This is a genomic window from Maridesulfovibrio salinus (assembly GCF_055394525.1).
Genome location: NZ_AP042461.1, coordinates 3,107,600 through 3,132,719, shown reverse-complemented (window position 1 = coordinate 3,132,719; position 25,120 = coordinate 3,107,600). Strand labels below are relative to the sequence as shown.

19 protein-coding genes are annotated in these 25,120 nt (G+C 47.8%); 11 read left to right on the top strand and 8 right to left on the bottom strand.

Annotated features, from left to right (window positions below; all coding sequences use genetic code 11):
* Positions 1-303: 303 nt before the first annotated feature.
* The 4 genes from ACZ5PW_RS14285 to ACZ5PW_RS14270 all read left to right on the top strand — a co-directional run bounded on the left by ACZ5PW_RS14285 (position 304) and on the right by ACZ5PW_RS14270 (position 5,357).
* Positions 304-2,295, top strand: a complete 1,992-nt coding sequence (locus ACZ5PW_RS14285; RefSeq protein ID WP_464554841.1) for an ABC-F family ATP-binding cassette domain-containing protein — start codon at positions 304-306, stop codon at positions 2,293-2,295.
* 343 nt (positions 2,296-2,638) lie between these two features.
* Positions 2,639-3,058, top strand: coding sequence for a (deoxy)nucleoside triphosphate pyrophosphohydrolase (locus ACZ5PW_RS14280; protein WP_464554839.1), 420 nt, complete (start codon positions 2,639-2,641; stop codon positions 3,056-3,058).
* Between the two features lie 303 nt (positions 3,059-3,361).
* The gene (locus ACZ5PW_RS14275) at positions 3,362-4,234 is read left to right on the top strand and encodes a methylenetetrahydrofolate reductase (protein WP_464560419.1); all 873 of its coding nucleotides are present in this window, start codon (positions 3,362-3,364) and stop codon (positions 4,232-4,234) included.
* Positions 4,235-4,328: 94 nt separating this feature from the next.
* Positions 4,329-5,357, top strand: a complete 1,029-nt coding sequence (locus tag ACZ5PW_RS14270) for an aspartate-semialdehyde dehydrogenase (protein ID WP_464554838.1) — start codon at positions 4,329-4,331, stop codon at positions 5,355-5,357.
* Between the two features lie 124 nt (positions 5,358-5,481).
* On the opposite strand, the gene ACZ5PW_RS14265 is transcribed toward ACZ5PW_RS14270, so the two are convergent.
* From ACZ5PW_RS14265 to ACZ5PW_RS14255, 3 genes are all read right to left on the bottom strand, one after another.
* The gene (locus tag ACZ5PW_RS14265; protein ID WP_464554836.1) at positions 5,482-7,686 is read right to left on the bottom strand and encodes an ATP-binding protein; all 2,205 of its coding nucleotides are present in this window, start codon (positions 7,684-7,686) and stop codon (positions 5,482-5,484) included.
* A 128-nt stretch (positions 7,687-7,814) separates the two neighbouring features.
* Positions 7,815-9,887 carry a beta-1,3-glucanase family protein gene (locus ACZ5PW_RS14260; RefSeq protein ID WP_464554834.1) on the bottom strand — a complete coding sequence of 691 codons (2,073 nt, stop codon included), beginning with the start codon at positions 9,885-9,887 and terminating at the stop codon, positions 7,815-7,817.
* Positions 9,888-10,067: 180 nt separating this feature from the next.
* The gene (locus tag ACZ5PW_RS14255) at positions 10,068-10,769 is read right to left on the bottom strand and encodes a CatA-like O-acetyltransferase (protein WP_464554832.1); all 702 of its coding nucleotides are present in this window, start codon (positions 10,767-10,769) and stop codon (positions 10,068-10,070) included.
* A 267-nt stretch (positions 10,770-11,036) separates the two neighbouring features.
* On the opposite strand from ACZ5PW_RS14255, the gene ACZ5PW_RS14250 reads away from it, so the two are divergent.
* The 3 genes from ACZ5PW_RS14250 to ACZ5PW_RS14240 are packed head-to-tail and all read left to right on the top strand — an operon-like array spanning position 11,037 to position 14,674.
* On the top strand, positions 11,037-12,728 hold the full coding sequence (locus tag ACZ5PW_RS14250; protein WP_464554830.1) for a CgeB family protein: 1,692 nt from the start codon (positions 11,037-11,039) through the stop codon (positions 12,726-12,728).
* 9 nt (positions 12,729-12,737) lie between these two features.
* Positions 12,738-14,390 carry a glycosyltransferase gene (locus tag ACZ5PW_RS14245; protein WP_464554829.1) on the top strand — a complete coding sequence of 551 codons (1,653 nt, stop codon included), beginning with the start codon at positions 12,738-12,740 and terminating at the stop codon, positions 14,388-14,390.
* A gap of 56 nt (positions 14,391-14,446) precedes the next feature.
* Complete coding sequence (locus ACZ5PW_RS14240) at positions 14,447-14,674, top strand: YgdI/YgdR family lipoprotein (RefSeq protein ID WP_464554827.1); 228 nt, start codon at positions 14,447-14,449, stop codon at positions 14,672-14,674.
* A gap of 257 nt (positions 14,675-14,931) precedes the next feature.
* On the opposite strand, the gene ACZ5PW_RS14235 is transcribed toward ACZ5PW_RS14240, so the two are convergent.
* The 3 genes from ACZ5PW_RS14235 to ACZ5PW_RS14225 form a co-directional block, all read right to left on the bottom strand.
* Entirely contained in the window at positions 14,932-16,470 is a 1,539-nt protein-coding gene (locus tag ACZ5PW_RS14235) for a methyl-accepting chemotaxis protein (protein WP_464554824.1), read from the bottom strand.
* Positions 16,471-16,916: 446 nt separating this feature from the next.
* Complete coding sequence (locus tag ACZ5PW_RS14230) at positions 16,917-17,456, bottom strand: hypothetical protein (RefSeq protein WP_464554822.1); 540 nt, start codon at positions 17,454-17,456, stop codon at positions 16,917-16,919.
* A 194-nt stretch (positions 17,457-17,650) separates the two neighbouring features.
* Entirely contained in the window at positions 17,651-19,837 is a 2,187-nt protein-coding gene (locus ACZ5PW_RS14225) for a glutamine synthetase III family protein (protein WP_464554817.1), read from the bottom strand.
* Between the two features lie 803 nt (positions 19,838-20,640).
* Here ACZ5PW_RS14225 and glnH point away from each other — a divergent pair.
* The 3 genes from glnH (at position 20,641) to ACZ5PW_RS14210 (ending at position 22,871) form a co-directional block, all read left to right on the top strand.
* Positions 20,641-21,384 (top strand): glutamine ABC transporter substrate-binding protein GlnH, encoded by a 744-nt coding sequence (glnH, locus tag ACZ5PW_RS14220; protein WP_464554815.1) that lies wholly within the window; start codon positions 20,641-20,643, stop codon positions 21,382-21,384.
* A gap of 82 nt (positions 21,385-21,466) precedes the next feature.
* Positions 21,467-22,135, top strand: a complete 669-nt coding sequence (locus ACZ5PW_RS14215; protein ID WP_464560417.1) for an amino acid ABC transporter permease — start codon at positions 21,467-21,469, stop codon at positions 22,133-22,135.
* A gap of 4 nt (positions 22,136-22,139) precedes the next feature.
* The gene (locus ACZ5PW_RS14210) at positions 22,140-22,871 is read left to right on the top strand and encodes an amino acid ABC transporter ATP-binding protein (RefSeq protein ID WP_464554812.1); all 732 of its coding nucleotides are present in this window, start codon (positions 22,140-22,142) and stop codon (positions 22,869-22,871) included.
* A gap of 259 nt (positions 22,872-23,130) precedes the next feature.
* On the opposite strand, the gene ACZ5PW_RS14205 is transcribed toward ACZ5PW_RS14210, so the two are convergent.
* Positions 23,131-23,706 (bottom strand): EF-hand domain-containing protein, encoded by a 576-nt coding sequence (locus ACZ5PW_RS14205; RefSeq protein ID WP_464554809.1) that lies wholly within the window; start codon positions 23,704-23,706, stop codon positions 23,131-23,133.
* 224 nt (positions 23,707-23,930) lie between these two features.
* Here ACZ5PW_RS14205 and ACZ5PW_RS14200 point away from each other — a divergent pair, with 224 nt between their 5' ends.
* Positions 23,931-24,140, top strand: coding sequence for a rubredoxin (locus ACZ5PW_RS14200; RefSeq protein WP_464554805.1), 210 nt, complete (start codon positions 23,931-23,933; stop codon positions 24,138-24,140).
* A 196-nt stretch (positions 24,141-24,336) separates the two neighbouring features.
* On the opposite strand, the gene ACZ5PW_RS14195 is transcribed toward ACZ5PW_RS14200, so the two are convergent.
* Complete coding sequence (locus ACZ5PW_RS14195; protein WP_464554802.1) at positions 24,337-25,068, bottom strand: DUF6125 family protein; 732 nt, start codon at positions 25,066-25,068, stop codon at positions 24,337-24,339.
* Positions 25,069-25,120: the final 52 nt, after the last annotated feature.

The window sequence follows — 25,120 nt, the reverse complement described above, 5'->3', positions numbered from 1 at the left end:
AGTGGATTCCCTCAAGGGTATTTATACGTGGCGATGGTTAAATTTAATATGAGCATCGTGATGTAATGTCTCGGTGCTCATTTTTTGTGCCGTCAGAAATTTAAATCTGTATCCCGAGCGCTTTGCAGGTTGGGCTTTCTCGGATTGTCCTTGCAATCCTTGGTCCTTGTCTGTATTTTACTCTGCTTGATCTGCCAGACGACCGGACATTCTTAAGCGAATAAACCGGTTTTCCATATACCAAATTTCATTGAATTCTGTATTTTCGGAGGCGGTTTTACCGCTTTCGTGCCTGGAGTCCCAATGCCCAGAGTTACAATTACGGCTCTTGAAAAAGCCTATAACGGAGAAGATCTTTTCTCCGATCTGTCATTTGAAGTTTCCGCGGGAATGCGCCTTGCCGTAACCGGTCCTAACGGTTGCGGTAAATCAACCCTGCTCAAACTTATTGCCGGACTGATTGAGCCCGATGCCGGCGTTATGTCCATCTCAAAAGGAGCCCGCATAGGCTATGTTGCGCAGGAATTGACCGGAGAGATTCTGGAGCATTCCCTGTTGAGCTGGGTTCTTTCCGCGCTGCCCTCATGGAACACCCTCTGGGAGCAGTGGGAAGAGGCCGGAAACAGCAATGATCAGGCTCTCATGACCCGTCTTTCGGAAAAACAGGCCGAACTTGAACATCAGTTCGGATACAATCCTGAACACAAGGCCCGTACCATCCTTACCGGACTGGGTTTTTCCGATCATGACATGCTCAGCAAAATCAAGGAGCTGTCCGGCGGTTGGCGTGAGCGCGCCAAGCTCGGGCGAGTTCTGCTGCAGGGTGCTGATCTGCTGCTGCTTGACGAACCTACCAACCACCTTGATCTCGAGGCCGTTGAATGGCTTGAGAATTATCTGCTTTCTTTCCGGGGAGCAGTAATCTACGTTGCGCATGACCGTATTTTTCTGGACAGGGTGGGGACCCATGTTCTTTTTCTCGGTTCCGGCAGGCCTGTTGTCCGCCGGGGGTCTTTCACTCAGTATCTGGAGTGGCAGGCCGAAAACGCCATGCAGCGCAGCCGTGAAGCAGCCAAACTTTCCGCCCGTATTGAAAGTGAAAACTCCTATATCCGCCGTTTCCGGGTGAAAGCCCGCAAGGCCGCTCAGGCCCAGTCCAAAATCAAAAAGGTGGAGAAGCTGGAGCAGGAACTTTCCAAGCTGCAGGAAGAGGCGGACATCAATCGCGGGGGCAGGACTCTCAGTTTTCGTCTTCCGCCTACCAAGCGTGGTGACAAAGCCGCGATAAGCGTGGTTGACCTTGAGTTTTCTTATGACGGCAATCCGCCTTCTCTCTGGCCTCTGCTTAATTTTCAGCTTTTCCGGGGCAAGAAGATTGCCCTTGCAGCCCCCAACGGTGCGGGTAAGTCGACTCTACTCAAGGTTATCATGGGTAAACTGGAGCCCAATTCCGGATTTGCCAAAATAGGACAGAATACTTCTCTGGCCTATTTCAGCCAGCACCAGAGTGAGATTCTTTATGATGAGTCCACTGTGCTTTCCGAGATACGCAGGCTGAGTGATCCTGATACCACAGAAGAGCAGCTCAAAAGTGTTCTCGGTCTGTTTTTGCTTGGTGAGGGGTATTTTGAACGGCGTGTTTCCGCCCTTTCCGGAGGGGAAAAGAACAGGCTTATACTTTCTTCGCTGTTTCTTTCCCGGGCCAATCTGATGATTCTTGACGAACCTACCAACCATCTCGACCTTGAAAGCCGCGAAGGGCTTATTCAGGCCCTGAAAGATTATGACGGGACTTTGTTTTTTGTAGCACATGACCGTTATCTGCTGGGTGAAATTGCCGAAGAAATCTGGGCATTGACTGATTCTGGAATCGAAACTTTCTTTTCGTTTGAAGAATATGATAACTACCGTAAAGAGAAACTGGCCGGAACCAGTAATTCAAGTGCTGATGAGACTTCCGAGAGCTATAAGCCAGCTAAACGCAAGCTTTCCAAGGAAGACAAAAGGCGGCAGGCGGAAATCCGCAACAAGCTTTACAAGGAACTCAAACCCAGGACTGCCGAGTATGAAAAGCTTGAAGCTGATCTAGAAAAGGTCTTGGTGGATCAGGGCGAGATGGAAGAACAGCTCAATGATCCCGAACTCTACAATGACGGAGCAGCTGCCGTGGAACTCAATTCCCGCTATACCGAAACCTGCGCCTACGCTGATCAGCTTATGGAACGTATGGCCGTGCTCGAAGATGAAATAGCTGAACTCGAAGAACGTAAGAAACAGCTTTTAGAAGATTCTTAGATGTCTCCGACGGCCAGAGGGGAAAAACTTTTGCAAAAGTTTTTCCCCTCTGGACTCCCCTTTTCAAAACCTTTTAGCGGGGCTTCGCCTCTTTGTGTGTCAGGGGAGGGGGAATCGGGATTTGTTTTTTTAGAGCCATAGTTTGTTCCCTCCGGGGGCCAAAGAACCCTTTTGAAAAAGTGTTCTCTGGACTCTCCCAAAACTTTTTTATCGGGGCTTCGCCTCTTTGTGTGGCTGAGTAGGGGGAATCGGGATTTGTTTTTTGGAGTCCAGTTTATTTTTTCGGGGTCAGAGAGTTTTCAGGACAGGGGCGCTAACTCTACAATTTTACAGGTGAAATATTTTGGCTGAGCGTAAGACCATTAATGTTGTGGGGGCGATTGTCTGGAAGGATGGATTGTTCCTTTCTGCTGAGCGTCCCGAGGGTAAGGATTATGCCGGCTGGTGGGAATTTCCCGGTGGTAAGATTGAGGCCGGGGAGTCCCGTTCTGACGCTTTGATCCGTGAGATGCAGGAAGAGTTGGGGATAACACCCACTTCTTTCGATTTATGGATTGAAAGGGTTTTTGACTATCCAGAGTATATTGTGGAATTTTCTCTTTTCGATGTCTGGGAATTCAAAGGCGAAGTGCGGTCCATGGAAAATCAGCAGTTCGACTGGTTCGACATTGAAAATATGCGTGAAGTAAATTTTCTCCCCGTGAATTATGAAATTTTGAAGCAATTGCAGAAAAGGGAGCAGGGCGCGGCCTCTGCGGTTTAAGGTATTTTACGGAGAATCAATTTCGGGCTTGAATAATTTAGAAAATATCGTTCCCGGCAAGAAGTAACTTACGAAGCAGTTGGAGCCTGTGGCATTTATGGAGAATCAATTTCAGGCTTGAACAATCAAGAAAATATCGTTCCCGGCAAGAAGTGCCTTACGAAGCGGCAAAGCCTTACTAAAAGTTTTTGGGATTCTTAAACCCTTTTTTCAAAAAGGGTTTAAGCCCTCGGAGAGATCCTGAGAGATTCGGAAAGTCACCGAATACCTTTCCTGAGTACAAGTAATTAACTGGAGTTCATGATGAAAATAGTAGATCTGATAAAGGATAACGGGCAGTTCATTTCATTGGAGTTTTTTCCTCCTAAGGACCGTGATTCATGGCCCAAGTTTTTTGAAGTTGTGGAGAAACTGAAGGTTCTGAATCCTCTTTTCGCGTCTGTCACTTATGGTGCGGGCGGTGGTACTCAGGATAATTCACTTGAAATTGTTAAAAGAATGAAGCAGGATGCAGGAATTGAACCTCTTGCACACCTGACCTGTGTCGGTGCCAGTCCTGAAAATATCAGTGAATTTGTTTCTGCCCTGAATGAAGCGGGCGTTGAGAATATTCTTGCCTTGCGTGGTGACGCTCCCGCGGATGATGAAAATTTTGACTTCAACACACAGGTTTTCAAGCACGGCTCCGATCTCGTTACCTATGTGAAGGAGCAGCATCCGGGAACCGGAATTGCTGTTGCGGGGTATCCTGAAGCGCACCTTGAGTCTCCTTCCATCAAAGAGGACTTCAAATGGATGAAGTACAAGATCGATGAGGGCGGCGAGTTCATTATCACCCAGCTTTTCTTTGATAACCGGGTCTATTTTGATTTTTGCGAAAGGTTGAAGGGAATGGGAATTGATGTCCCGGTTGTTCCCGGAGTTTTGCCTATTATGAGCCTTAAATCCGCCAAGTTCATTCTTTCTTTGTGCGGAGCGGCTATTCCCGGTAAATTCCTGAGTGCTTTGGAAAAGGCACACGCTGAGGGCGGCGATGATGCTGTCTACAAGCTTGGAATCGAGTTCGCTACCCGGCAGGCACAGGAGCTTCTTGATGGCGGCGCTCCCGGAGTGCACCTGTATACCCTGAACAGGGCCAAGGCATGTCTTGAGATTGGACAGGCTCTTAAATTTTAGTTCGGCTGAAGTAAAGGTAATTGGGGTTACCTGAAGTGATTAACAGATAAAACCGGGCATAATGTGTCCGGACAAGAAATACGGAGGTTTTGCCATGAGTACCAAGAATCCCAGAGTTGCGGTTGTAGGCGCTACCGGAGCGGTAGGCCGTGAAATGCTCAAAGTCCTTGAGCAGAGGTATTTTCCCGCATCTGAAATTGTTCCTTTTTCATCTTCCCGTTCAGCAGGAACCAAGGTTCCTTACAAAGACGGTGAGCTGACCGTTGTTGAGCTTAAAGAGGATTCCTTTGAAGGCTTTGATCTGGCTCTTTTTTCCGCAGGCGGCGGAACCTCCGAGAAGTTTGCACCTCTGGCCGCTAAAGCGGGCTGTGTTGTAGTCGACAACTCCAGCGCATGGAGAATGGACCCCAAGATTCCCCTCGTTGTGCCTGAAGTAAACCCTGAAGATCTGGACTGGCATCCCGGCATCATCGCAAACCCCAACTGTTCCACCATTCAGATGGTTGTCGCGCTGAAGCCTATCCATGATGAAGCTAAAATCAAACGTATTATTGTTTCCACTTATCAGGCTGTTTCCGGAACCGGACAGAAAGCAATCACCGAACTGGAAACCCAGGTGAGCCGACTTTTCAACGGCAAGGAAGTTGTTCCCAGTGCCTACCCGCACCAGATCGCTTTCAACTGCCTGCCTCATATCGATATGTTCCTTGATAACGGTTACACCAAGGAAGAAATGAAAATGGTCAATGAGACCAAAAAGATCATGGGCGATGACAGTATCAAACTTACTGCCACCACTGTTCGTGTTCCTGTTTTTTACGGCCACTCAGAGTCTGTAAATATCGAAACAGAAGAAAAAGTTACTGTTGAAGAGTGTCGTAACCTTCTGGCAAACTTCCCCGGAATCACCGTGGTCGATTATCCTGAGAAGAACATGTACCCCATGGCGATTGACTGCGCCGGTGAAGACGATGTTTTCGTTGGCCGTATCCGTGAAGATGAAACAATCGAAAACGGCCTGAACATGTGGATTGTTGCAGATAATATCCGCAAAGGTGCAGCCCTCAACACCGTCCAGATTGCTGAGACTCTTATCGAGCGTGATCTGGTCCGTGTAAAATAAGTCTTAATTTTTCATAAAGGCTTGATCAGTATTGCAGGTGGAGTGATTTTTATATTGCTCCACCTGTTTTTTTATTGGACGAACCGGAGGCTAAAAAGCACTCTGGGCATATAGCTGTGGGGTATTATTCAGCGGGTTTTTTAGGCAGTTTTATAGTGAAGGTTGTTCCTTCTCCGACCTGACTGGTCAGCTCTATTTTGCCCTGATGGTTTCTGGTGACTATAAAGTAGGATACAGAAAGGCCCAGCCCGGTACCTTCGCCGGGCGACTTAGTGGTAAAAAACGGTTCAAAGGCCCGTTTCTGTTCCATGAATGTCATGCCCGGACCATTGTCCGAAATTTCAGCGATTACCCATTTTTCGTCTTCGAAGGTACGCAGCCTGATCTTCGGGGAAAAATGCTTTATTTCAGAATCCGAAATGGCCTGAGCGGAATTTTTCAATATATTGAGAAACACCTGCTCGATTTCGTTTCTTATCATGGTCGTGTTCGGTAATTCAGGGGCGTATTCACGGATGATCTCAATATTTTTAAAATCGTATCTTTTTTTCAGGTCGTAATCGCTTGAGGCTAGTGCAACGGATTTCTCCAGAAGATCGTTGAGCGAAAAATCGGCTCTTGATTCATTGTTCTGGCGAGAGAAATCAAGCATATTCCGGACTATATCCCCGGCACGCTCTGCCGCTTCCTGAATGTAATTCATGTAGTTGGTGGCTCCCCGCGCGGTCATATAGGCGTTGAGTTTTTTGATATCTGTTCCGATGTCTTCGGCAACCTGAATATTTTTTTCTTTCTCAGGGTCAAACCTGCGTTTAAGGTTCTGAACTGAAGAAAGTATGATTCCGAGCGGATTATTTATTTCATGGGCCATTCCGGCGGCCAGACCGCCCACAGACATCATTTTTTCCGACTGCACCATAAGTTGTTCCGCCTGCTTTCGGCCGGTCTGGTCAATGAAAACAGTCATCACATCATCTCCGACATTGATACCTATTATGTCGATATTCAGCTCCTTTCCATCCCTGCAGGTGAATTTAAGATCACTGCAGCGAATTATGTCTTTTTGGCCTTTGCTTTCTTTTATTGCCTTTTCCCATCTTTCCGCCACTTCCGCTCTGTATTGAGCATCGGGATATGCATGGAGAAAGCCTACTTCCAGAGTCGGAAAGTCCATAAGGGAATATCCGAAAGTGTCTTCAAAGCACGGATTCAGATATTTCAGGTTGCCGAAGCTGTCCTCAAGCGCCATGGGCACAGGTGTATTCTCAACCAGAAATCTGAATCTGGATTCGCTCTGCTGCAATTCCTCTTCGGCCCGAGTGCGTTCCTGAAGTTCCTGATTAAGGGCCGTTGTCCTTTCAAAAACTTTTCGTTTGAGGGTGCGGTTTACGGTATAAAAGCCCATAAATCCCAATCCGGAAACGATTAACGCCGCAATAGTCCAGAAAAAAACTTTGCGTGGAGATATGCCGTATTCATAGTTCAGAGATAACCACGAATTATTGATATCGGTTACATCCTGCCGGGAAAGGGCGTTGATTGTTTTGGAAATGATGCTTGCCAGTTCGGGCCAGTCCTTGCGGATACCCATGGCGAGCTGGAGGTCTTCGAATTTGGTGGGAGCGGCGATTTTGAGATTTGAAAGACCGTAATGGCGAATGAAGTATGTAACCACGGGAAGAGCGTTGACTGTAGCCCGGGCTTTCCCTCCCGCGACATCCTTGAGGGAGTCCAGAGTTGGTGTGGAAGTATCTATGATGTCCAGTTTTATATCCGGATAGTAGGCTTCAACGGCTTTTTGGAAAATAAAACCTTTCTGGATACTCATGGTTTCGCCCTGCAGGTCGTCAAGCCCGGTTATGAAATCAGCGTCTGAACGGGTGACGATGACCCAGGGGACAATCTGATAAACTTTGCTGAAAACCATGAACTCAGCCCGTTCACCCGTGGGCTGAATTGCCGGGACCATGTCCACGTTTTTTTTATCACGTATCCCATTGAGTGTATCTATCCAGGAAAGGTCTTTCTCTGTGAGGTAGGTGAATTGGATGCCATGAACTCTGGATATAAGTTCCAGATAGTCAATAGAAATTCCTGAAATACCGGATTCGGTAATCATGAAGGGTGGCCATTGGCCGACCCGGACCCTTACTTCGGGATGCTCATCAATCCAGTCCGACTCTGAACTGGTAAGGAAGATCCTCGATTTCAGTGCTTCTATATTTATCTGGTTTTCCTGCCTGTTCTCGGAAGAGGAGGAACCGCAGCCCGCCAGAAACACCACAACCATGGATGTAAGAAGGTAATATATAACAGAATGTTTAAGCAAATTCCCTCTCCATGGTTAAAAACAGTATTCATTTTTACAGTATAAGGTTTTTGAGGAATTGGATAGCCGAAATTCATCCCCTTAACTGCTTTGCTGTTTGAAAGGCTGTGATCATTCTGTTTATGGTGCTATTTTCTTTTCAATTTTCTGGAGCTTATTATGAGGCTCGCTATGCCCAGTACCGCCAGTAAAAGGAGTATTTCAAGTCTGAACCCGGCCCGGGGGTTCATGACACACCCGGAGTTCACGTTGGGACTGCCCAGCGCGACCGGGTCGGTTATTTCTCCGAGAGTGGGGTCTTCATCATATTCACCGTTATCCTTGATAACAAAGTGAATGTAATAGTGTTCGCCTCTGGTCAGGGTGTCTCCCAGTGATTTGTGGTTTCCTTCAAGATCGGTAATCCACCATGAGCCATCACTGAACTGAGGGCCACTCGAAGCGTAAGCCTTGTATGGCTGTGTGGTCCCATTGGAGAAGAATTTCATCATTTTCAGTCCGCTGACCGGCCCGGTGGGAATGGCGTTGGTGTCTATCATGAAGGTTCCGCATGATCCATTGGGGCTGATAGTCGCGTTGAATGAGCACATTGATGTGTGGGTAGTGAAGTCGTTCAGTCCGTATTGTGAACTGATTTCGATCTGGGTGAGTTCCTTGGGGCTGAACTCCACGATGCTGAGAGTTACTCCCGATTCCTGTGTGGGGCTGGGTTGAACCGCGGACTGTCCTTCGGTATCCACGCCGACTTCCAGATAGGAATTTGGATGATCCAGTCTGTTGAAATTGATCAGCGTAGCCCCGTTGCGGTCTTGAAGCCCGAAACCGTAAGCCCCGGTAATTCCTTTGAGCCCGGCGGCATATACGTGATAATCCGGCGTGGTTCCCGGTTGGGCCTTGGAGTATGTATAGCCTCTTCCCGCGGGGGAGAGCGGAACACTGAAGACTGTGCCGTTGGCCGCGGTTCCCCCGTACCATTCAACACTGCTCATATCTCCGATGACCAGATTATTGGCGTAGGTGCTGTTGAACTGCACCGTGCTTCCGGGAAAACCCCAGCTCAATCCGGCCAGAAGATCTCCCACAACCCATCCGTAAAAGTCATTTTGAACTCCATCGGTAGTTTCAACACCCACGATGGTGTACTTGGGATTGTTGCCGTAGATTCCGGTTGCGGCATTTAGGTCGTCAAAATCGATAGTGATGTTTACCAGTCCAACACCCACACCCTGATTTGCCGCGGCTATGCCCGCCACGGTTCCGTCACCTGAACCAGCCTGTGCGGTCATGGTGCAGTCGCCGTTGGCATCAAAGGTGACATGGTAATCGTAGCTCTGGGTCTGGTTGCGGGCCACGGCATCGGTTGCCAGTCCCGCGGCGTTGGCAGGCTGGTCGCCGACTCCCCCGAACAGGCCGCTTATTTTAATCGGTTTGCCGTTGGTCGTTGTGGACGTGAAAAGAGTAGTTTTAAGGTAGTGGGTCCAATCGTTGTATTTGGAATACATGTCCGATGAAGTAGGGGAGAGGACACGGGTAAATTTATCACTGGGAAGTCTGTCCGAGGATGACGGACGCACCGTTGAGTAATCTGTTAATGTGGTTTTGGCCAGTGTATCGGTAAGAGTCTCGCTGGTAACGGTGGTCAGCAGCGGGTTGTTGGCGATGGTTCCGGTGGAGTTCTTTACGGTCAGGGAAAGAGCAATGGCGGCGTAGTCAATGTAGGTCAGGTTGGTGTTGATGATGGGCGTGTCGACATTTCCGGCACTTTTGCCTGTTTCCACGTCCAGTTCCATGGGCTGGTAGCGGATGGAAAGGCTGGGGTCGTTGGATGTCGGTTCGGTGGAAGGCTGGGTGCAGCCGAAGCTTTTGAGCCCTTCCTTATATGATATGAATATTCTGCCGGATTTGAATTTGTTGATCAGAACAGCCGGGACTCCGGCCGGGACGCCTGTTGCGATGGATGTGGTTCCGGTGATTTCCTCCATGCTGAAGGATCTGGTCACGTTAAGAGCATTACCCTCGCTTGTCGGGCCGTTGTATGTCCCAGTGATGGAGCTTGTGCTGTTGATGCAGTTGTAGAAGGTTACATACACTTCGGCGGGGTCCAGTCCATCCCGCAGTTTGAAAACAACTGGAATGTCAGCAGCGAATGCGGGAGTCACGGAAATAATCATCCAGCTTAATACCCAAAAAAGTCTTTGCATCTGAACCCCTTGAATACTGCATGAAGTATGCATGCAGAAAAATATTTCCTAATGCATACTATAAGGGGATGGATAAAACAACTGGGTCCGGCAAATCCGTTATTGTTTTTAGTTTATTACAATAACTTTTTGATCGCCGGACCTGTTTGACTCGTATTGAATGATTTTTACCGAAATTATTTACTTCAGATGCTTATCAGGTTCAGTGCACATTTCTCCGAACAGTCTGTAAAATTCAGCCAGATGTTTACCGTCGGCCAGACTGTGAAGCAACTCTATGGATACCGGAAGCAGTTTTCTGCCGGCTTCGGAGGTGTGCATTTGTCCGAACAGGATTCGGGGAACGGAGTCATAAGTGCAGTCTCCCCAGGGGTTGCTGGCGGAGGTGAACGGGACTCCAGCTACCACGCTGAAATAGACAAGGTTCTGTTTGTCTCCGCCTGCCGGGGTAAGTGTCGGGGCGGCATCGGAATTATTCCTTGCTGCATCGAAATTTGCCACCTGGGTTTTATAGTCGTCTGAAAAGGCGCAGAGCACATTGGCATGAAGTTCACGTCCTTCAGGGATATAAGTGAAGGCGGGGTGAACCACATCAAACATAACCGGTCGGCCATCCACTATACGGCTCCGCAGTTCCGGGATACGGTTTACAGCCTTTATGGCGAAAAAATAAATGAGATCCGAGAAACGCATTCTTGTGCCGTTACCGTTGGAATTCCTACGGAACTCATAAAGGGCGGTAATATCCTGCTGCACGGTTGTCCCGTAATTGCAGTTCTTGATGGACTGGAAAAAATTGAAATGCTCGGTCCTTTCCCATTTTTCAAGGTCGATAATTTCCATACGGCTTTCAGGAAGGAGAATTGTATTGTTGTCTGTCATGTTTTCAGTTTATGTCTTTTAAAATTTAAAAGGTTGATTTTATGAATAAAGAAGGGATGCGGGGATAGTTCTGTTTATGTTTCGAAAAGTATCCGCATCCGGCTCCATGTAAAACAATTATTGAAAATAACCGTCGAATCTTGCCGGCAAATCGGCAGGAAAACGGATTTGAATCCGCTTTATCAGTTTTGCTTCGTTATTCTTAGCCGGAAGCCACAGCATCCTACGTGAAAAAATTATGAAATGCCATTGTCACAGCATGGCGGAATGACATACATATTTGTTATGCAGAAACGAGATTACACAGTGGAACCTGTTCTGGAGGGTTCCAAAACAGCGGATGTACGTGTTTTCGTTCAGGGCCGCAAATGGCATCTCTGGGGCCGGAACGGTGCACAGAGGGAAGCAGGTCTTGCCGATTCCGTTGCCGGGGATAGATTGCCGGTTCTAATCGGAGCCGGACTGGGGCTTTGCGCCGCAAAGCTTGTCGAAAGGGGGCCCGTGGCGATTCTGGATATTGACCCGCAGATAGCCGAGGCTTCCGGGGCGATAAATTTGAAAGATAATCCCGATATCACATGGATTGAGGGGACTGCTGTAGAGGCTCTGGAAAAGGTTAGGCTGTGGCGGGCGGAGAATGGTGGCGGTCAGTTGGAGATTGTCAGGATTCCGCTTTACCTGCGGCTGGACCGGGACTGGTACGCTGCCCTCGCTGCAACACTCGAAGCGGAGAAAGAAGCACCGCAGGCAGATTTCTGGGCCGAAGTTGACTACCCCAAATTCTGTAGCGCTAAGCCGCGGGTAATGTTTTTCAACAGGCCCTATTTCCTGAATGGCGAAATCAGGGAAGCCATGAACAGGCTCGGGGTGAGCTACTGCAGCATCGATATAGGCATGGGGGATACGGTGCGGGAGGGGTTTGTCGAGGACCTGCTCAAGGCCGTCGTGGAATTCAAGCCGGACTTCGCGTTGACCGTCAACCATTTCGGAGTGGACCGCGCGGGAAAGCTTACCGATCTGCTGCTTAAACTGAAGCTGCCCCTCGCTTCATGGTTCGTGGATAATCCGCAGCTGATTCTCTACCGTTATACTGATGTCTCCCCGGATCTTACCTGCATTTTTACTTATGATGCGGGGAATCTGGAGATCATGCGTGAAAAGGGTTTCCGGAATATTTTTTATCTGCCCCTTGCTACCGATCCCAGAAGGTTCAAGCCGGGGATGGAGGGCAGACCGGAGTGGCGGGCCGATGTTTCATTTGTAGGTAACTCCATGGTGGGCGCGGTGGAGAAGACTGTTCGGGAATCTGGAATATCCGGGGATTTGAGACGGATGTATCCACGGATTGCCGCAGAGTTCGGAGAGTCGGACGAACTTTCGGTTGAGAAATTCTTTCAGGAATCCCATCCTGAGCTGCTTGAACGTATGGAAACGTTTGAAACTGATGAGCAGCGCCTGTCTTTCGAAGCCCTAATCACCTGGGAAGCCACACGGCAGTACCGTCTTTCCTGCATTGAAGAGATACTCCGTTTCAATCCCCTTATTGTCGGGGATGAAGGGTGGCACGCTCTGCTTGGTAAAAACGGCTGGCGCTATCATGGTTCTCTGGATTACTATGCTGATCTGCCCGCATTCTACCCTATGGCTCAGGTCAGTTTCAACTGTACCAGCCGCCAGATGAAGGGGGCGGTCAATCAGCGTATATTTGATGTCCCGGCCTGCGGCGGTTTTGTCATCACCGATCACCGTGAGCAGATGGAGAACCTTTTCGAGCCGGGCAGCGAGATCATTTCCTATGATCAGGTTGATGAGATACCGCAGACAATTGAAAAATGGCTGGCAGATGAAGATGGAAGGAAACGGGTCAGCAGGTCCGCCCGCAGAAGAATACTTGCCGAGCATACTTACGAGCACCGTTTAAAGGACCTGATAGCCAAAATGAGAAATACCTTCGGGTAGGGAGAAATTATGACTGGATCATTCTGGGCTCTTCTCGATACTGCTTCACGGTACAGGCTTCTTGTTTCCGGACATGGAAAACCGCATCTCATGGAAACCGCCAACCGAATCATCAACAGCGCGGAAGGGCGTAGCGACATGGGAGCACTCATTGATGTGGGTGTGGATATGTTTCTGGCCGCATGGGAGGCCAGTCCTCTGGACGGGCAACTGGCATCCAATCTTCTGGCTATCGATAAGCAGATCGGATTTCTCCCTGAAGGACTCAAAGAAACCCTTTCGCTGGTTGCGTCCAGCAGTTCCATCCCGGAAAATATAGGTTATCTGCAAAGACTGGTGGCAAAGGATGATAAAGAAAAGCTCATCGATTACCTGTCGAAGCAGACCGAGCGTCAGCCGGAGAATCTTTTCTGGCTCTCCCATCTCATGGATCTGTCTTTTTTCATGGGAAGGCATGATGTGGCAAGTGTCGCTCTTGCCCGGGACTGGCCTTCGTCCATGAATCCGGTGCTGAATAAATATGCCGGTGATATTGCTTTCTGTTCCGGTGACTATGAGCAGGCGGAAGCAGTTTATTCCGATACTTCCGACGGAGCCTTGATCCCGGGCGAGAGTCTTCTGCGCCTGGCTGAAGCTGTGGACAGGCAGGGACGCCGTGAAGAGGCTCTTGTTCTGTGGCGTGACCGTATGACCGCCAGACCCTGGCAGGTAAATACATGGTTCAAGGTTTATGACCGGCTTCTTGAAAACGGTGGAAGCAGACTTCTCAAGGGCAGTGTTGCGGTTTGTCTTTACACTTACGGCAAGGCGGATGATTTTAATGAGACTGTCAAAGTCCTTGTTGAGTCGCCGCTGGATAATGTGTGCATATTTGCTCTCGACAACGGCAGCAAGGATAATACCGCCGAAGTTATGCAAGCATGGAAAGAAAGGCTTGGAGACAGATTTGTTCCGGTAAGCCTTCCCGTGAATATAGGAGCGCCCGCAGCCCGTAACTGGCTGAAGAACATGCCGGAAATTAAGAAATTTGATTATGTGGCCTATCTTGATGATGACGCACTTGTCCCGCCCGACTGGCAGCGCAATTTCAGCGCGGCAGTGGAGGCTTATCCTGATGCCGGAGTCTGGGGCTGCAAGGTGGTGAATGAAGGGCAGGAGGAGATTATTCAGCATGCCGATCTTCATTTGCGGGAAACACCTGCCGATTTCGAGGATGTGGTGCGCAGTTTCGAATTTTCCTATCTTGACCCTTATAATCAGGACCTTGATTACGGGCAGTTTGATTTTTGCCGTCCCTGTGTTTCGGTCACGGGTTGCTTTCATCTTTTTCGTCAGAAAACACTAAATGAATCCGGTGATTTTGATCTGCGGTACGCTCCCACGCAATACGATGATGTGGATCATGATTTTATGCTTGCCCATGCCGGAAAAACAGCTGTCTATCAGGGAGCGGTGAAAGTTATGCATAAACGCAAGTCCGGTTCTGCCGCATCCCTGAGCCGGGCCGCGCGGGGCAGCGGGGCGGGGAATGTAATTAAACTGGAATCGAAGTTTTCGGCCTCGGATGTTTCCGGAATTATTGAACGTGACATGAAAAGGCTGGAGGATGATTTCACTGAGAAATCACTTCGGCTCGGGCAGGTAATTAAAGGAGAACAGTGATTGTTATAGATTGAATAGTCTGTTATGTTTCTGGAAAATTCAAAAGGAGTCTGGATATGAAAAGACTGTTTATCATTACTGTGTTTTGTTCCATGCTGATGCTTGCGGCCGGGTGCGGGGCAACCCACCATACCATTACGAAAAGTGACGGTTCAACAGTTGTAAGTGTAGGCGAACCTAAATTTTCCAAGGATTCCAAAACTTATAGTTTCGAAAATCTTGACGGTGAACAGGTAATCCTCAAACGTGAGGATGTGAAAGAAATCCGCGAGAATAAAGACTGATTTACGCAAAGGGGATTATGCTGCTTCCGGCATATATATGCGGAATATTAAAGCACGTCATTGCAGCAGAGATACAATAAGATAAAAGGTATTTTGTTCGGTGGCAAAGTCAAAAATAAAGGAACTGATACATGAGCTCATGTGTCAGTTCCTTTTTTTCACCTGAATCCTTCAAGTTCCAGTCTTCCAGAACATCCCAGAAAGCCAGTAATGTTAATTGCCTTTCATGAGTTTTGAAAACTAAATATTTTTATTCTTTATGCAGAATCTGTCTGCATCTTGGTCATAAATTCATCAAGATCGGTTGCCAGTGAAGCAAGTTCCGCCACCGAACCGGCTACAAGGCTCATTGATTCGGAAGTCTGTGAGGCGATGTTGTTAACAGAGTCGATCGCATTTGTGATTTCCTCACTTGCCGCGGACTGCTGTTCGGCGGCTGTGGCTATTCCTTCCACCTGTCCCGCTGTCTGCTGCGATATTTCGAGTATCTGCTTCAGGGCCCCGCCTGCTTCACTGCAAAGTTCAGTAGCCCTCTTAATGCTTTGCAGGGTATCATCAGTTGCGCTGGTACTTTTATGGGAGCTTGCCTGAATTGCTTCGATGGATTCACCTACTTCCTTGGTGGCGTGCATTGTCTTTTCGGCAAGTTTTCGGATTTCATCAGCTACAACAGAAAAGCCCCGTCCGGCTTCTCCGGCCCGGGCAGCTTCAATGGCGGCGTTGAGGGCCAGCAGGTTGGTCTGGTCGGCAATATCTGAAATGACCTGCATAATGGTCGTGATCCCACTGCTGTGGGTTTCCAGAGTTCCCATTTCCTCTTTGAGGTTGCCGGCCTTCATATTAACCTCATCCATAACTCCGATAACATTCTCGACCAGTCCGGCTCCTTCAGTTGCAGTATCCTGTGTCTGGCGTGCCATGCCTGCTGCGTCACTGGAGTTTCTGGAAACTTCAAGGATGGATGCGTTCATCTGTTCCATTGAGGTCGCGACCTCTTCGGTCCGTGCGCGCTGATCGTGGATACCGGTCGTGGAGTTCTGCACTTCTGATCTGATTTCTTCTGATGTTACAGCCAGTTGTTCAGATACCTTGCTGGCGTCAGTGACACCCTTGGCTATTTTTTCATTCTGGGCAGTAATGAAATCTTCCTTCAGCTTGATATTCGTGAAGTCCATGATTGTTGTGAACCCGCCGATAAGATTTCCGCGGTTGTCAAAAATGGGAGCTGAAGCAACGGAGATATATTTGGTAGTGCCTTTACGACCGTCAACCTGACCTTTGACAAATTGCTTCTTGCCTTCACGCAGACACTTTTCAGAAATAGTCTCCTGCTTGGAGCCATAGAAAAATGTTGAAAAATCCTCCCCGATGTAATCTTCCGGCACGCCTTCATGTTCAACCAGCTTTATGATGCTTTCATTGATCCAGCGAATGGAACCATCTTCATTTACAACAACCATTGGTGTCATGATGTTGGACAGCATGGATTCACTCATACCGACCTTTTCGTTAAGTATGTTGTTCAATCCCTCAACTTCATGGGCAAGAATTCCGAGTTCAGCCATAAAATTATGGTGCGGGATCGGGCTGTAGTCAGCCCCGGCGATACGTTTTACTTCATCAATGAGAATCTTGACCGGAGTAATAATGTGTCTTTGTATGACAAGGCCAAGGCCGATAAGTGCTGCAATAGAAACCGACACAACTATCATAGCAGTTTGATTTTGAATGAAAAAGAGACTGGAGCCGAGTAAAGCAACGATGATTGCAACACTGGCATAAAGACGACCTGTCATATAACACCCCCATGTCTTTACAGGTAAACCGATAGATAAACTCAGCATTTTTGATGCCAGAATTTAAATATATGTAATTCAATATGTTATGTAGAATAAAGGGTTTTGAGAATTGTATTTGTGTGACAAAAAGTCACAATGAAATAAAAAGAGAGTTTGTTTTAAAAAATAAAATATTAATTACAGTTGGTTATATGTGTGTCAGGCTGACACTTAGTTTCAGAAGTTTTTTACTAAAAAAGGTGCCATTACAATCTGTTCAGTCGCAGAAGGGTGATCCGAGCGGACGGTGAAGCTAAATGGTATAGAGGATTAAAACATACAATTCCTTTCGCAGGATCTGTACTGTAAAAAAACTGAAACCCACGCATGTTTGTTATGCGTTTGGTTTCAGTTTTCTGCTTGCGGCATATTGAACTTTTTCAGCCGTATATTAAGTTCGCATTTTAAATTTCAGATGAATATTTTTCAAAAAATGGACGAACCACCTCTACATCTTCCTTGGGCGCCTTCATCATGACCTCGATAGTATTCATGGCGGATTGCAGGTGCTGCTTCATGGCCTGCTTCTGCTGCGGGCTCATACCGGGGTCGGCTTCAATCTTCTGTAAAGCCTGTTTCATTTCTTCGGCTCCGGCATTGCCATCTTCCTGAATAGACAGGTAAGCGAGTGCTTTCATTACTCTTCCGGCTGTTTCAGGCCAGGTCTTGTATGTAAATCCATGGGCTTCGATGATTTTTTGGGTCTGGGAGCTGTAACCGAAAATCAGGGCGCACTCGCGGTTGAACATTTCAGGGTCAAGTGCGTCTGCATCTAATTCTCCGCTCTGTTCACGTTCGTCATCCATTTGATCGGTATAAGGTTCAAGCTGTTCTAGAGCTGCCATCACCCGCTCTACCTGATCAGCAGTCAGCGGAGAAGCCGCCTGTGCCGATATGGCTAGTAAGGTCATAACACAGAGGGCAGGAATAATTTTCTTCAACATATCATTCTCACTGTTGGTTATTGGTTGAATCAACAGTAGTTCCATATATTAAATTGAATGATTATGTCCATATAAAATTTATCTGCAGTGCAGCTGACATTTTCAAGCGTTGTTATTCGTCTGCACTATGCAAAAAGAAAGAGCCCTGCTTGGTGAAGCAGGGCTCTTTCTGTTGGGGATGTATCGGTGATGTCTTATTTGATAAAGAGCATTTCAGAGTAACTGGGCAGGCACCAGAGGTCATCTGCAACAATTTCTTCAAGCTGGTCAGCGTACTTGCGTACTTCAAGCATTGCCGGAAGTGCAGTGCAGCAGAGGTATTTAGCTTCTTCTTCAATATCTCCTTCAGGCTTTGCTTCCATGATCTTTTCAAGCTCGATGTTTGCAGTCTGCATTCCACGCAGCTTTTCGGTGAGATCTTCAAGAGAGGTGGTAGTGAATTCCACACCGATTGTTTTCATTGCAGCGCAGGTTTCAGCCAGTTCTTTCTGGTAGCGTACTGCACCGGGAAGAATATGGGTCTTGGCGAGTTTGCTTACGAGAGCAGCTTCGGTAACGATAGCCTGATTGTACTGTTCAATGTAAATTTCTTTGCGGCTTTCCAGTTCTTCCTTGGTAAAGACATTGTACTTGGTGAACAGTTCAATGGATTCGGGAGATGCAATCTCGGGGAGTGCGTCTGCGGAAGTGCGCAGGTTAGCCAGACCGCGTTTTTCAACAGCTTCCTTGTGCCATTCATCGGAATAGCCGTCACCGTTGAAAACAACCTGACCGTGTTCGTCCATGATATCTTTGATGACTTTGCTTACTGCATCGATAAGCTTGGATTCATCGCCATCCATGAATTTTTCCATTTCATCGGCAACGTAATCAAGAGAATCTGCAAGCATGGTGTTAAGGGCTACCTGAGGACCTGCGATGGAGAGGTTGGAACCTACTGCGCGGAACTCAAAGCGGTTACCTGTGAAAGCAAAGGGGCTGGTGCGGTTACGGTCACCGGCATCTCTGGGCAGGGGAGGCAGAGTGTCAACGCCTGCTTTGAGGAATCCGCTGGAAGTGGGGGTCGGAGAGTCTCCTTCCTGGATTTTGCTCATGATTTCAGAGAGCTGCTCGCCGAGGAAGATGGACATGATAGCCGGAGGAGCTTCGTTAGCACCGAGGCGGTGGTCGTTGGAAGCGGTTGCGACTACTGCACGCAGAAGTTTGCTGTGCTTGTGTACAGCCCGGATAACTGCTGCGCAGAAAACGAGGAACTGTGCGTTTTCGTGGGGATTGTCGCCCGGATCAAACAGGGAACCATGGCCGTTGCAGCTCAGGGAGTAGTTGAGGTGCTTACCGGAACCGTTGATTCCTGCAAAAGGTTTTTCGTGCAGCAGGCAGGCCATACCGTGTCTTTTCGCGACAGTTTTGAGGGTGGTCATGACCATCTGGTTGTGGTCGGTTGCGATGTTGGACTGCTCGTAAACAGGAGCGATTTCGAACTGGCCGGGAGCAACTTCGTTATGACGGGTTTTAACCGGTACGCCCAGTTTGTAGAGTTCGTGCTCAACATCCATCATGAAAGAAAGCACACGGCGGGGGATCGCACCGAAGTAGTGGTCGTCAAGTTCCTGTCCTTTAGCGGGCTTGGCACCGAAAAGGGTTCTGCCTGCCATCATAAGGTCGGGGCGGGCAAAGAAGAAATTGCGGTCAATGAGGAAATATTCCTGCTCGGGGCCTGCGTTGGAGACAACGCGGTTGCCGGAGTCATCACCGAAAATTTTGAGGATACGCTGTGCGGAGGTGTTTACAGCCTGACCCGCTCTCAGGAGAGGAGTCTTTTTGTCAAGAGCTTCACCTGTCCAGGAGATGAATGCGGTGGGAATGCACAGGAAAGTTCCGTTGGGGTTTTCCAGAATGTAAGCGGGGCTGGTAACGTCCCATGCGGTGTATCCGCGGGCTTCAAAGGTTGCGCGCAGACCGCCGTTAGGAAAGCTGGATGCATCAGGCTCACCCTGGATAAGCAGCTTGCCTTCGAATTCGGCAATGCAGTTTCCTTTACCGTCAGGGGAAATGAAGCTGTCATGCTTCTCAGCGGTGAGGCCGGTCAGGGGGTAGAAAACGTGTGTGTAATGAGTAGCACCTTTTTCCATGGCCCATTCTTTCATTGAATTGGCAACGGTATCAGCGATTGAAGGGTCGATGGCTGCGCCTTCTTCAATAGTTTTTTTCAGGGATTTGTAGACTTTTTTAGGCAGTCTGTCCTTCATTACGCTGTCGTTGAAGACATTGCAGCCGAAGAGTTCGGTGGGTTTTTCATCGGCAAAGCTGAAGGAAGCTTCAGGGGCAGAGTAGTTGGTTACAGCGGTAATCGCGCCCTGGCGGGAAATGTTTGAACTCATGGTGAAAAAACTCCTTGAATCTTTTATTTGGTGATCTCCGTTTCCTGCGGAGAGTTTTGGGCTCATCGAAACTGTTTTTTCGTTAAGCACTCAGTGTGCCTAAAGAATAAAGTTTATTTAAAACAGTATGTTATCTGGTTTATGTGCTTGATGGCGATTTAGTTTGCTTACAAAAATGTAGAATGCTCAAGCTGGAACACTCTTTTTTGTGACAATTTTGTGATCGGTGACTATGTCGTGCATTCGCTTGAGCAGAGATATTACAAATTTGTGTTGCTTTGCCAAGGGGTGATCGTGATTTTTATGAAAAAAGTGACCAAAAATGTTAAATATATCATTTGAGAAAAAATTAACGACCGAAAATCAATGGACAAGACCATACCTTAATATATGTACCTTGTCATGGTTAAACATAAATTAAACAAGTTGGCCGGTATTAATCCGGGAGGAAATTGTGCCGTTGCTGTTGAGTTTAAAAGGCGGGTGTTCTCTGTTATAGAGCGAATATTTTTTATGGTTAGGACTGAATAAACTGCAATTTGTGGCAGTGGAAGTGGGGGTATTGTTAAAATTTTTTTGCCAAAAACTCACATGTTTTTCACGTGTTACTCTTTTGTGGTTTGATGATATTTTCATTAATTCGTTTTGGAAAAGGCTAAAATCTTGAAATAGGAAGCTAAAGGTGCTAAATATTCTCAGTTCTGTAAATAATCGTCCGATTATTTTTTCTGTTAAGCGGTGAATCCTCATGGCTCCTGTTATGAGGATGGAGTTTAATAAATGATGATAGTCTTGGAGGACTCATGAAAAAATTGCTGTCACTCGTTGTTGCTGCAATGATTACTGTAGCCATGGTCGGATCTGCTTTTGCCGGCAAACTTACTGTTGCTTGCGACACCAGCTTTCCCCCTTTTGAATTCAAAGATCCCAAAACCGGCGAACATACCGGATTTGATGTGGAACTCTGGGAAGCTATCGCCGCCAAAATCGGTGTAGACTATGACCTGCAGCCCATGGACTTCAACGGCATCATCCCCGGTCTTCAGTCCAATCAGATTGATGTTGGTATCGCCGGTATCACCATTAAGCCCGAGCGTGCCAAAGTTGTCGATTTTTCCGATGGCTACTATAATTCCGGCCTGCTCATTCTGGTTCGCAAGGACAACAACTCCGTAAACGGAATTGAAGACCTCAAAGGCAAGATCATTGCCACCAAGCTGAACACAACTTCCGCTGAATTCGCGAAAAAAGCAGATCCTAAAGAAGTAAAACTTTATCCCAACAGTGACGCCATGTTCATGGAACTCATGGCCGGCGGAGCTGACGCAGTAATCTTCGATTCTCCTGTTATCGGCGATTTCATGCGCAAGGCCGGTAATGGTCAGGTTAAAGTTGTTGGTCCTCTTTACAACGGTCAGCAGTACGGTATTGCTTTCCCCAAGGGAAGCGATCTGGTTGTTAAAGTAAACAAGGCTCTCAAAGAGCTGCGTGCCGAAGGCAAATATCGCGAACTCTACATCAAGTGGTTCGGTAGCGAGCCTAAGTAGGCAATATAGCTGAACGTTAATTCATGTTAACATCAGGGCGGCCATCTGGCCGCCCTGACTATTTCTAAAGACAGGGGTCATGATGGCATTTGTATTTGAAACTTCAGTATTCTGGGAGACTTTTCCCATGCTCATGCGTGGGCTCAAGCTCACTATTGAGATAACTGTAGGCGGTTTACTTTTCGGTTTTATCATCGGCAGCTCAGCCGGTCTGATGAAACTTTCCCGTAATTTTCTGGTCCGCAAACTGGCCGGAATCTACGTTGAAACCATCAGGGGAACGCCCATGCTGGTCCAGGCCATGTTCCTTTATTACGGGGTTCCCATGGCTATCGGTATGCGTATCCCGCCCCTTACCGCAGGGATTATAATCATTGCCGTCAATTCCGGAGCATACATCGCTGAAATTGTGCGCGGCGCGGTCCAGTCCATCAACCCCGGGCAGGTTGAAGCCGGACGTTCAATAGGACTTACCCGTACCCAGACAATGCGTTATATCGTATGGCCTCAGGCTCTTAAAAGAATGATTCCGCCTCTTGGCAACCAGTTCATCATCAGCCTCAAGGATACTTCGCTGCTGATGGTCATCGGTGTCGGAGAGCTTATGAGAACCGGGCAGGAGATTACTTCTGTGAACTTCCGTGCGTTTGAGGTCTATCTTTCCGTGGCCTGTGTATATCTTGTCATGACTCTCTCCATTGCTTACGCCATGCGCCACATTGAGAAAAAACTGAACACCGCCCGGAGGTAATTAAATGATTGAAATTAAGAATCTGCATAAAAGTTTCGGGCAGCTTGAAGTTATCAAGGGCATTGATCTGCATGTGAAATCCGGAGAAGTTGTCTGTATCATCGGGCCTTCCGGGTCCGGCAAGTCCACTGTTCTGCGCTGCATCAATAAGCTTGAAGAACCTACTTCCGGGAGCATCATCGTAGACGGTGATGATATCATGGACAGTAACACCAACATCAACAAAGTCCGTGCCGAAGCTGGAATGGTTTTCCAGCAGTTCAACCTTTTTCCGCACATGACTATTCTTGATAATGTAACCTTAGGCCCGGTCAAGGTTCGTAATATGTCCAAAAGCGATGCCAATGAACTGGGACTCCAGCTTCTTGAAAAGGTCGGGCTTAGAGATAAAGCTCATAACTATCCGGATCAGTTGTCCGGAGGACAGAAGCAGCGAGTTGCAATTGCCCGGTCACTGGCCCTGCAGCCCAAGGTGATGCTTTTTGATGAACCCACATCCGCTCTTGATCCCGAGCTGGTAGGTGAAGTCCTTGAAGTTATGCAGCAACTGGCCCGTGAAGGTATGACCATGATCGTGGTTACTCACGAAATGGGCTTTGCCAAGGAAGTTGCTGACAGACTTATTTTCATTGATCAGGGCATAATTCAGGAAGAAGGCGATCCCACCGAGGTTTTTGCCAATCCGAAAAACCCCAGGTTGAAGGATTTTCTGAGTAAGGTGGTTTCTCATATTTAGATGGCTTTTTTGCTAAGTGCGGGGCCGCAAAATATTTCAGACAATTTGAGATAAGTTCCCGTTTCCTTGGCCGGTATTTATTGTCATTTTACATCTTTTCTTCAAAAAAAATCCCTCAATGTTCAAATGAACATTGAGGGATTTTTTTGTTTGTGATGTCTTAATCTGGCGCTTCATTCGAGTATTTGATTGAGCCTGTTCTCTGACACTTATTCACGAGTCTGATGATTTAGACTTTGTCATCAAGTTCATTCCCGGTTTATTTATCTTTTTTCCATTCTTCCCATTCTTCCTTGCTAAGCTTGCCGTCTTTGTTGGTGTCGGCTTCGCGCATGATCCGTTCCGCATTGAGGGGGTAAACATGGATTATTTCGGAGCGGATGACAGTTTTATCTCCATCCTTGTCAATATCGATGAAGGCTCGCGAAAAGCGGATTCTTTCCATTGCATAATAAATGGCTTTGGCTTTGCGGCCATTTTCCAGATAGTAAAGCGCCATTGTTTGAGGAGAAGTTATTGTTCCTTCTGTGTAGCCGTCCTCATGCTCGGCGAAATAGAGTGTTTTGCCGTCAGCGGCTATCAGGCCTGTGAATCCTTCGGTTATAGCGTAATCTTTTTTTTCACCGAACCAAGCTTTGTAGCCCGCGAATAAAGGGCCGTCCTGTTTGTTAATGACAAACATTGCTTTGTTCTCTCTTGTGCTGCCATCCTTGGATATCATTTTCACATGTCCGACCCAGGTCCCTCTGATTTCAGGATAGCTCCCGGCAAATGCAGCAGAACACATCAGGATGACAGCTAAAGTAGCAAGGGTAATGCCTGTGATTTTTTTCATCATTTTGCTCCGTAGTTTTCAAGTTAAAGAATTATCTTATGTTATTTAGCAAATATCAGAATGCGTCAACCTTGAACTGTCATGTTCTGAAATTAAAGTGGTGCGCCCCGAATATCAGGACTTAAATTTGAAGATGCTTTGACATAATGATTCCAGTTTGAGATGTTATAAACTGGATAAAGATTTTTGGTTATTGTTTAAACTCTAACTTAAGGGAGATAACCATGGCAGAATTGAAGGATATGTATCAGTGCCAGGTAAGCAACTGCGGCTATACCTATGATCCTGACAAAGGCGAACCCAAAACTGGCACTCCAGCCGGAACAGCATTTAAGGATCTTCCCGATGACTGGAAGTGTCCCTTCTGCGGTGCAACGAAAAAGAGCTTCCGTCCTATGGCCGGGCCGGGGTCCGTTCTTGAAGAAGGCAGCTAGAAATTTAATATCCGGCTTGATTTGAAATAATGATAAAAAACCGGGCGGAAAGTCAGCTTGTCTACTTTCCGCCCGATTCTTTCTTTTAAGGAAGAAATCTGTAATTCTTGAAGGTTGAGAGATATTCACCTGCGTGCGGAGGGTAGTCGGAAAAGACTCCTCGGCTTCTTGTTACATTCTTTTTTGGGCCGTTTCTTTATTCCTTGATGGTAAATTTCCAGGAGCAGACCCATTCATCAGGATGAGGGTCCGGCGGGCAGCCTACACACTCACACTGCAGGCGGGGGTCTATCTCGCGCGAAAATCCTGTATATTCTGTGACACCCCCGGATTTGCAGGGATAGTCTTCAAGACCTTTTCGTTTGCGGGCACTCTGGACCCGGCAGTCAGTCATTCTGAAGATTATGGATTCTTCAGTTTCATCAACAAATTCCCAACGGTTCAGGGGGGCGTACATGCGCACTCCGAGAGCCGCCTTGAGGGCCTTGATGCCTCCATTTTCCGGCAGTTGCAGAATTTCTTTGGCTCTGCGGGCCTCCAGAGGTGAGAACCTTGACCAACAGGTATCGTTTACCCGTTTTGCAGTGTTCATTCCGGCCTTGCCTTCTATCGCCTGAAACCATACACCATCCGCCGCCAGCCAGCCCGAACGCAGGGCCGAAGCGATTTTATCCATCGTCTCGGGATCAGTTCCGGCGAGCAAATCCTGTGGCCGCTTACCGAGAGCACGGCCCAGTTTGCCGGACAATATTGTCACCAGCCGGTCTCCGGCCTCTTTCTCGGCATCAAGTGCCTCTTTGAGCCCCAGTTGATGAACACTTTCCGCCAGCCAGAGTCCATAATGAGCCGAAAGCTGGCGGATTATTTCAATGATATCTTCGGGGGTTGTTTGCGGGTCACTGGGTGGGGCAGGATTCTGGGCTGTCATATCTGGAAGCTCCGGTGAAGGGTGGGGGTTGGGTATTACAAATTGATGCGAT

Coding starts and splice junctions, on each gene's coding strand:
- glnH (WP_464554815.1), top strand. CDS start 20,641: ATGAAAAAATTGCTGTCACTCGTTGTTGCTGCAATGATTACTGTAGCC.
- ACZ5PW_RS14255 (WP_464554832.1), bottom strand. CDS start 10,769: ATGACAGACAACAATACAATTCTCCTTCCTGAAAGCCGTATGGAAATT.
- ACZ5PW_RS14225 (WP_464554817.1), bottom strand. CDS start 19,837: ATGAGTTCAAACATTTCCCGCCAGGGCGCGATTACCGCTGTAACCAAC.
- ACZ5PW_RS14235 (WP_464554824.1), bottom strand. CDS start 16,470: ATGACAGGTCGTCTTTATGCCAGTGTTGCAATCATCGTTGCTTTACTC.
- ACZ5PW_RS14285 (WP_464554841.1), top strand. CDS start 304: ATGCCCAGAGTTACAATTACGGCTCTTGAAAAAGCCTATAACGGAGAA.
- ACZ5PW_RS14260 (WP_464554834.1), bottom strand. CDS start 9,887: ATGCAAAGACTTTTTTGGGTATTAAGCTGGATGATTATTTCCGTGACT.
- ACZ5PW_RS14215 (WP_464560417.1), top strand. CDS start 21,467: ATGGCATTTGTATTTGAAACTTCAGTATTCTGGGAGACTTTTCCCATG.
- ACZ5PW_RS14200 (WP_464554805.1), top strand. CDS start 23,931: ATGGCAGAATTGAAGGATATGTATCAGTGCCAGGTAAGCAACTGCGGC.
- ACZ5PW_RS14205 (WP_464554809.1), bottom strand. CDS start 23,706: ATGAAAAAAATCACAGGCATTACCCTTGCTACTTTAGCTGTCATCCTG.
- ACZ5PW_RS14245 (WP_464554829.1), top strand. CDS start 12,738: ATGACTGGATCATTCTGGGCTCTTCTCGATACTGCTTCACGGTACAGG.
- ACZ5PW_RS14240 (WP_464554827.1), top strand. CDS start 14,447: ATGAAAAGACTGTTTATCATTACTGTGTTTTGTTCCATGCTGATGCTT.
- ACZ5PW_RS14270 (WP_464554838.1), top strand. CDS start 4,329: ATGAGTACCAAGAATCCCAGAGTTGCGGTTGTAGGCGCTACCGGAGCG.
- ACZ5PW_RS14210 (WP_464554812.1), top strand. CDS start 22,140: ATGATTGAAATTAAGAATCTGCATAAAAGTTTCGGGCAGCTTGAAGTT.
- ACZ5PW_RS14195 (WP_464554802.1), bottom strand. CDS start 25,068: ATGACAGCCCAGAATCCTGCCCCACCCAGTGACCCGCAAACAACCCCC.
- ACZ5PW_RS14250 (WP_464554830.1), top strand. CDS start 11,037: ATGACATACATATTTGTTATGCAGAAACGAGATTACACAGTGGAACCT.
- ACZ5PW_RS14230 (WP_464554822.1), bottom strand. CDS start 17,456: ATGTTGAAGAAAATTATTCCTGCCCTCTGTGTTATGACCTTACTAGCC.
- ACZ5PW_RS14275 (WP_464560419.1), top strand. CDS start 3,362: ATGAAAATAGTAGATCTGATAAAGGATAACGGGCAGTTCATTTCATTG.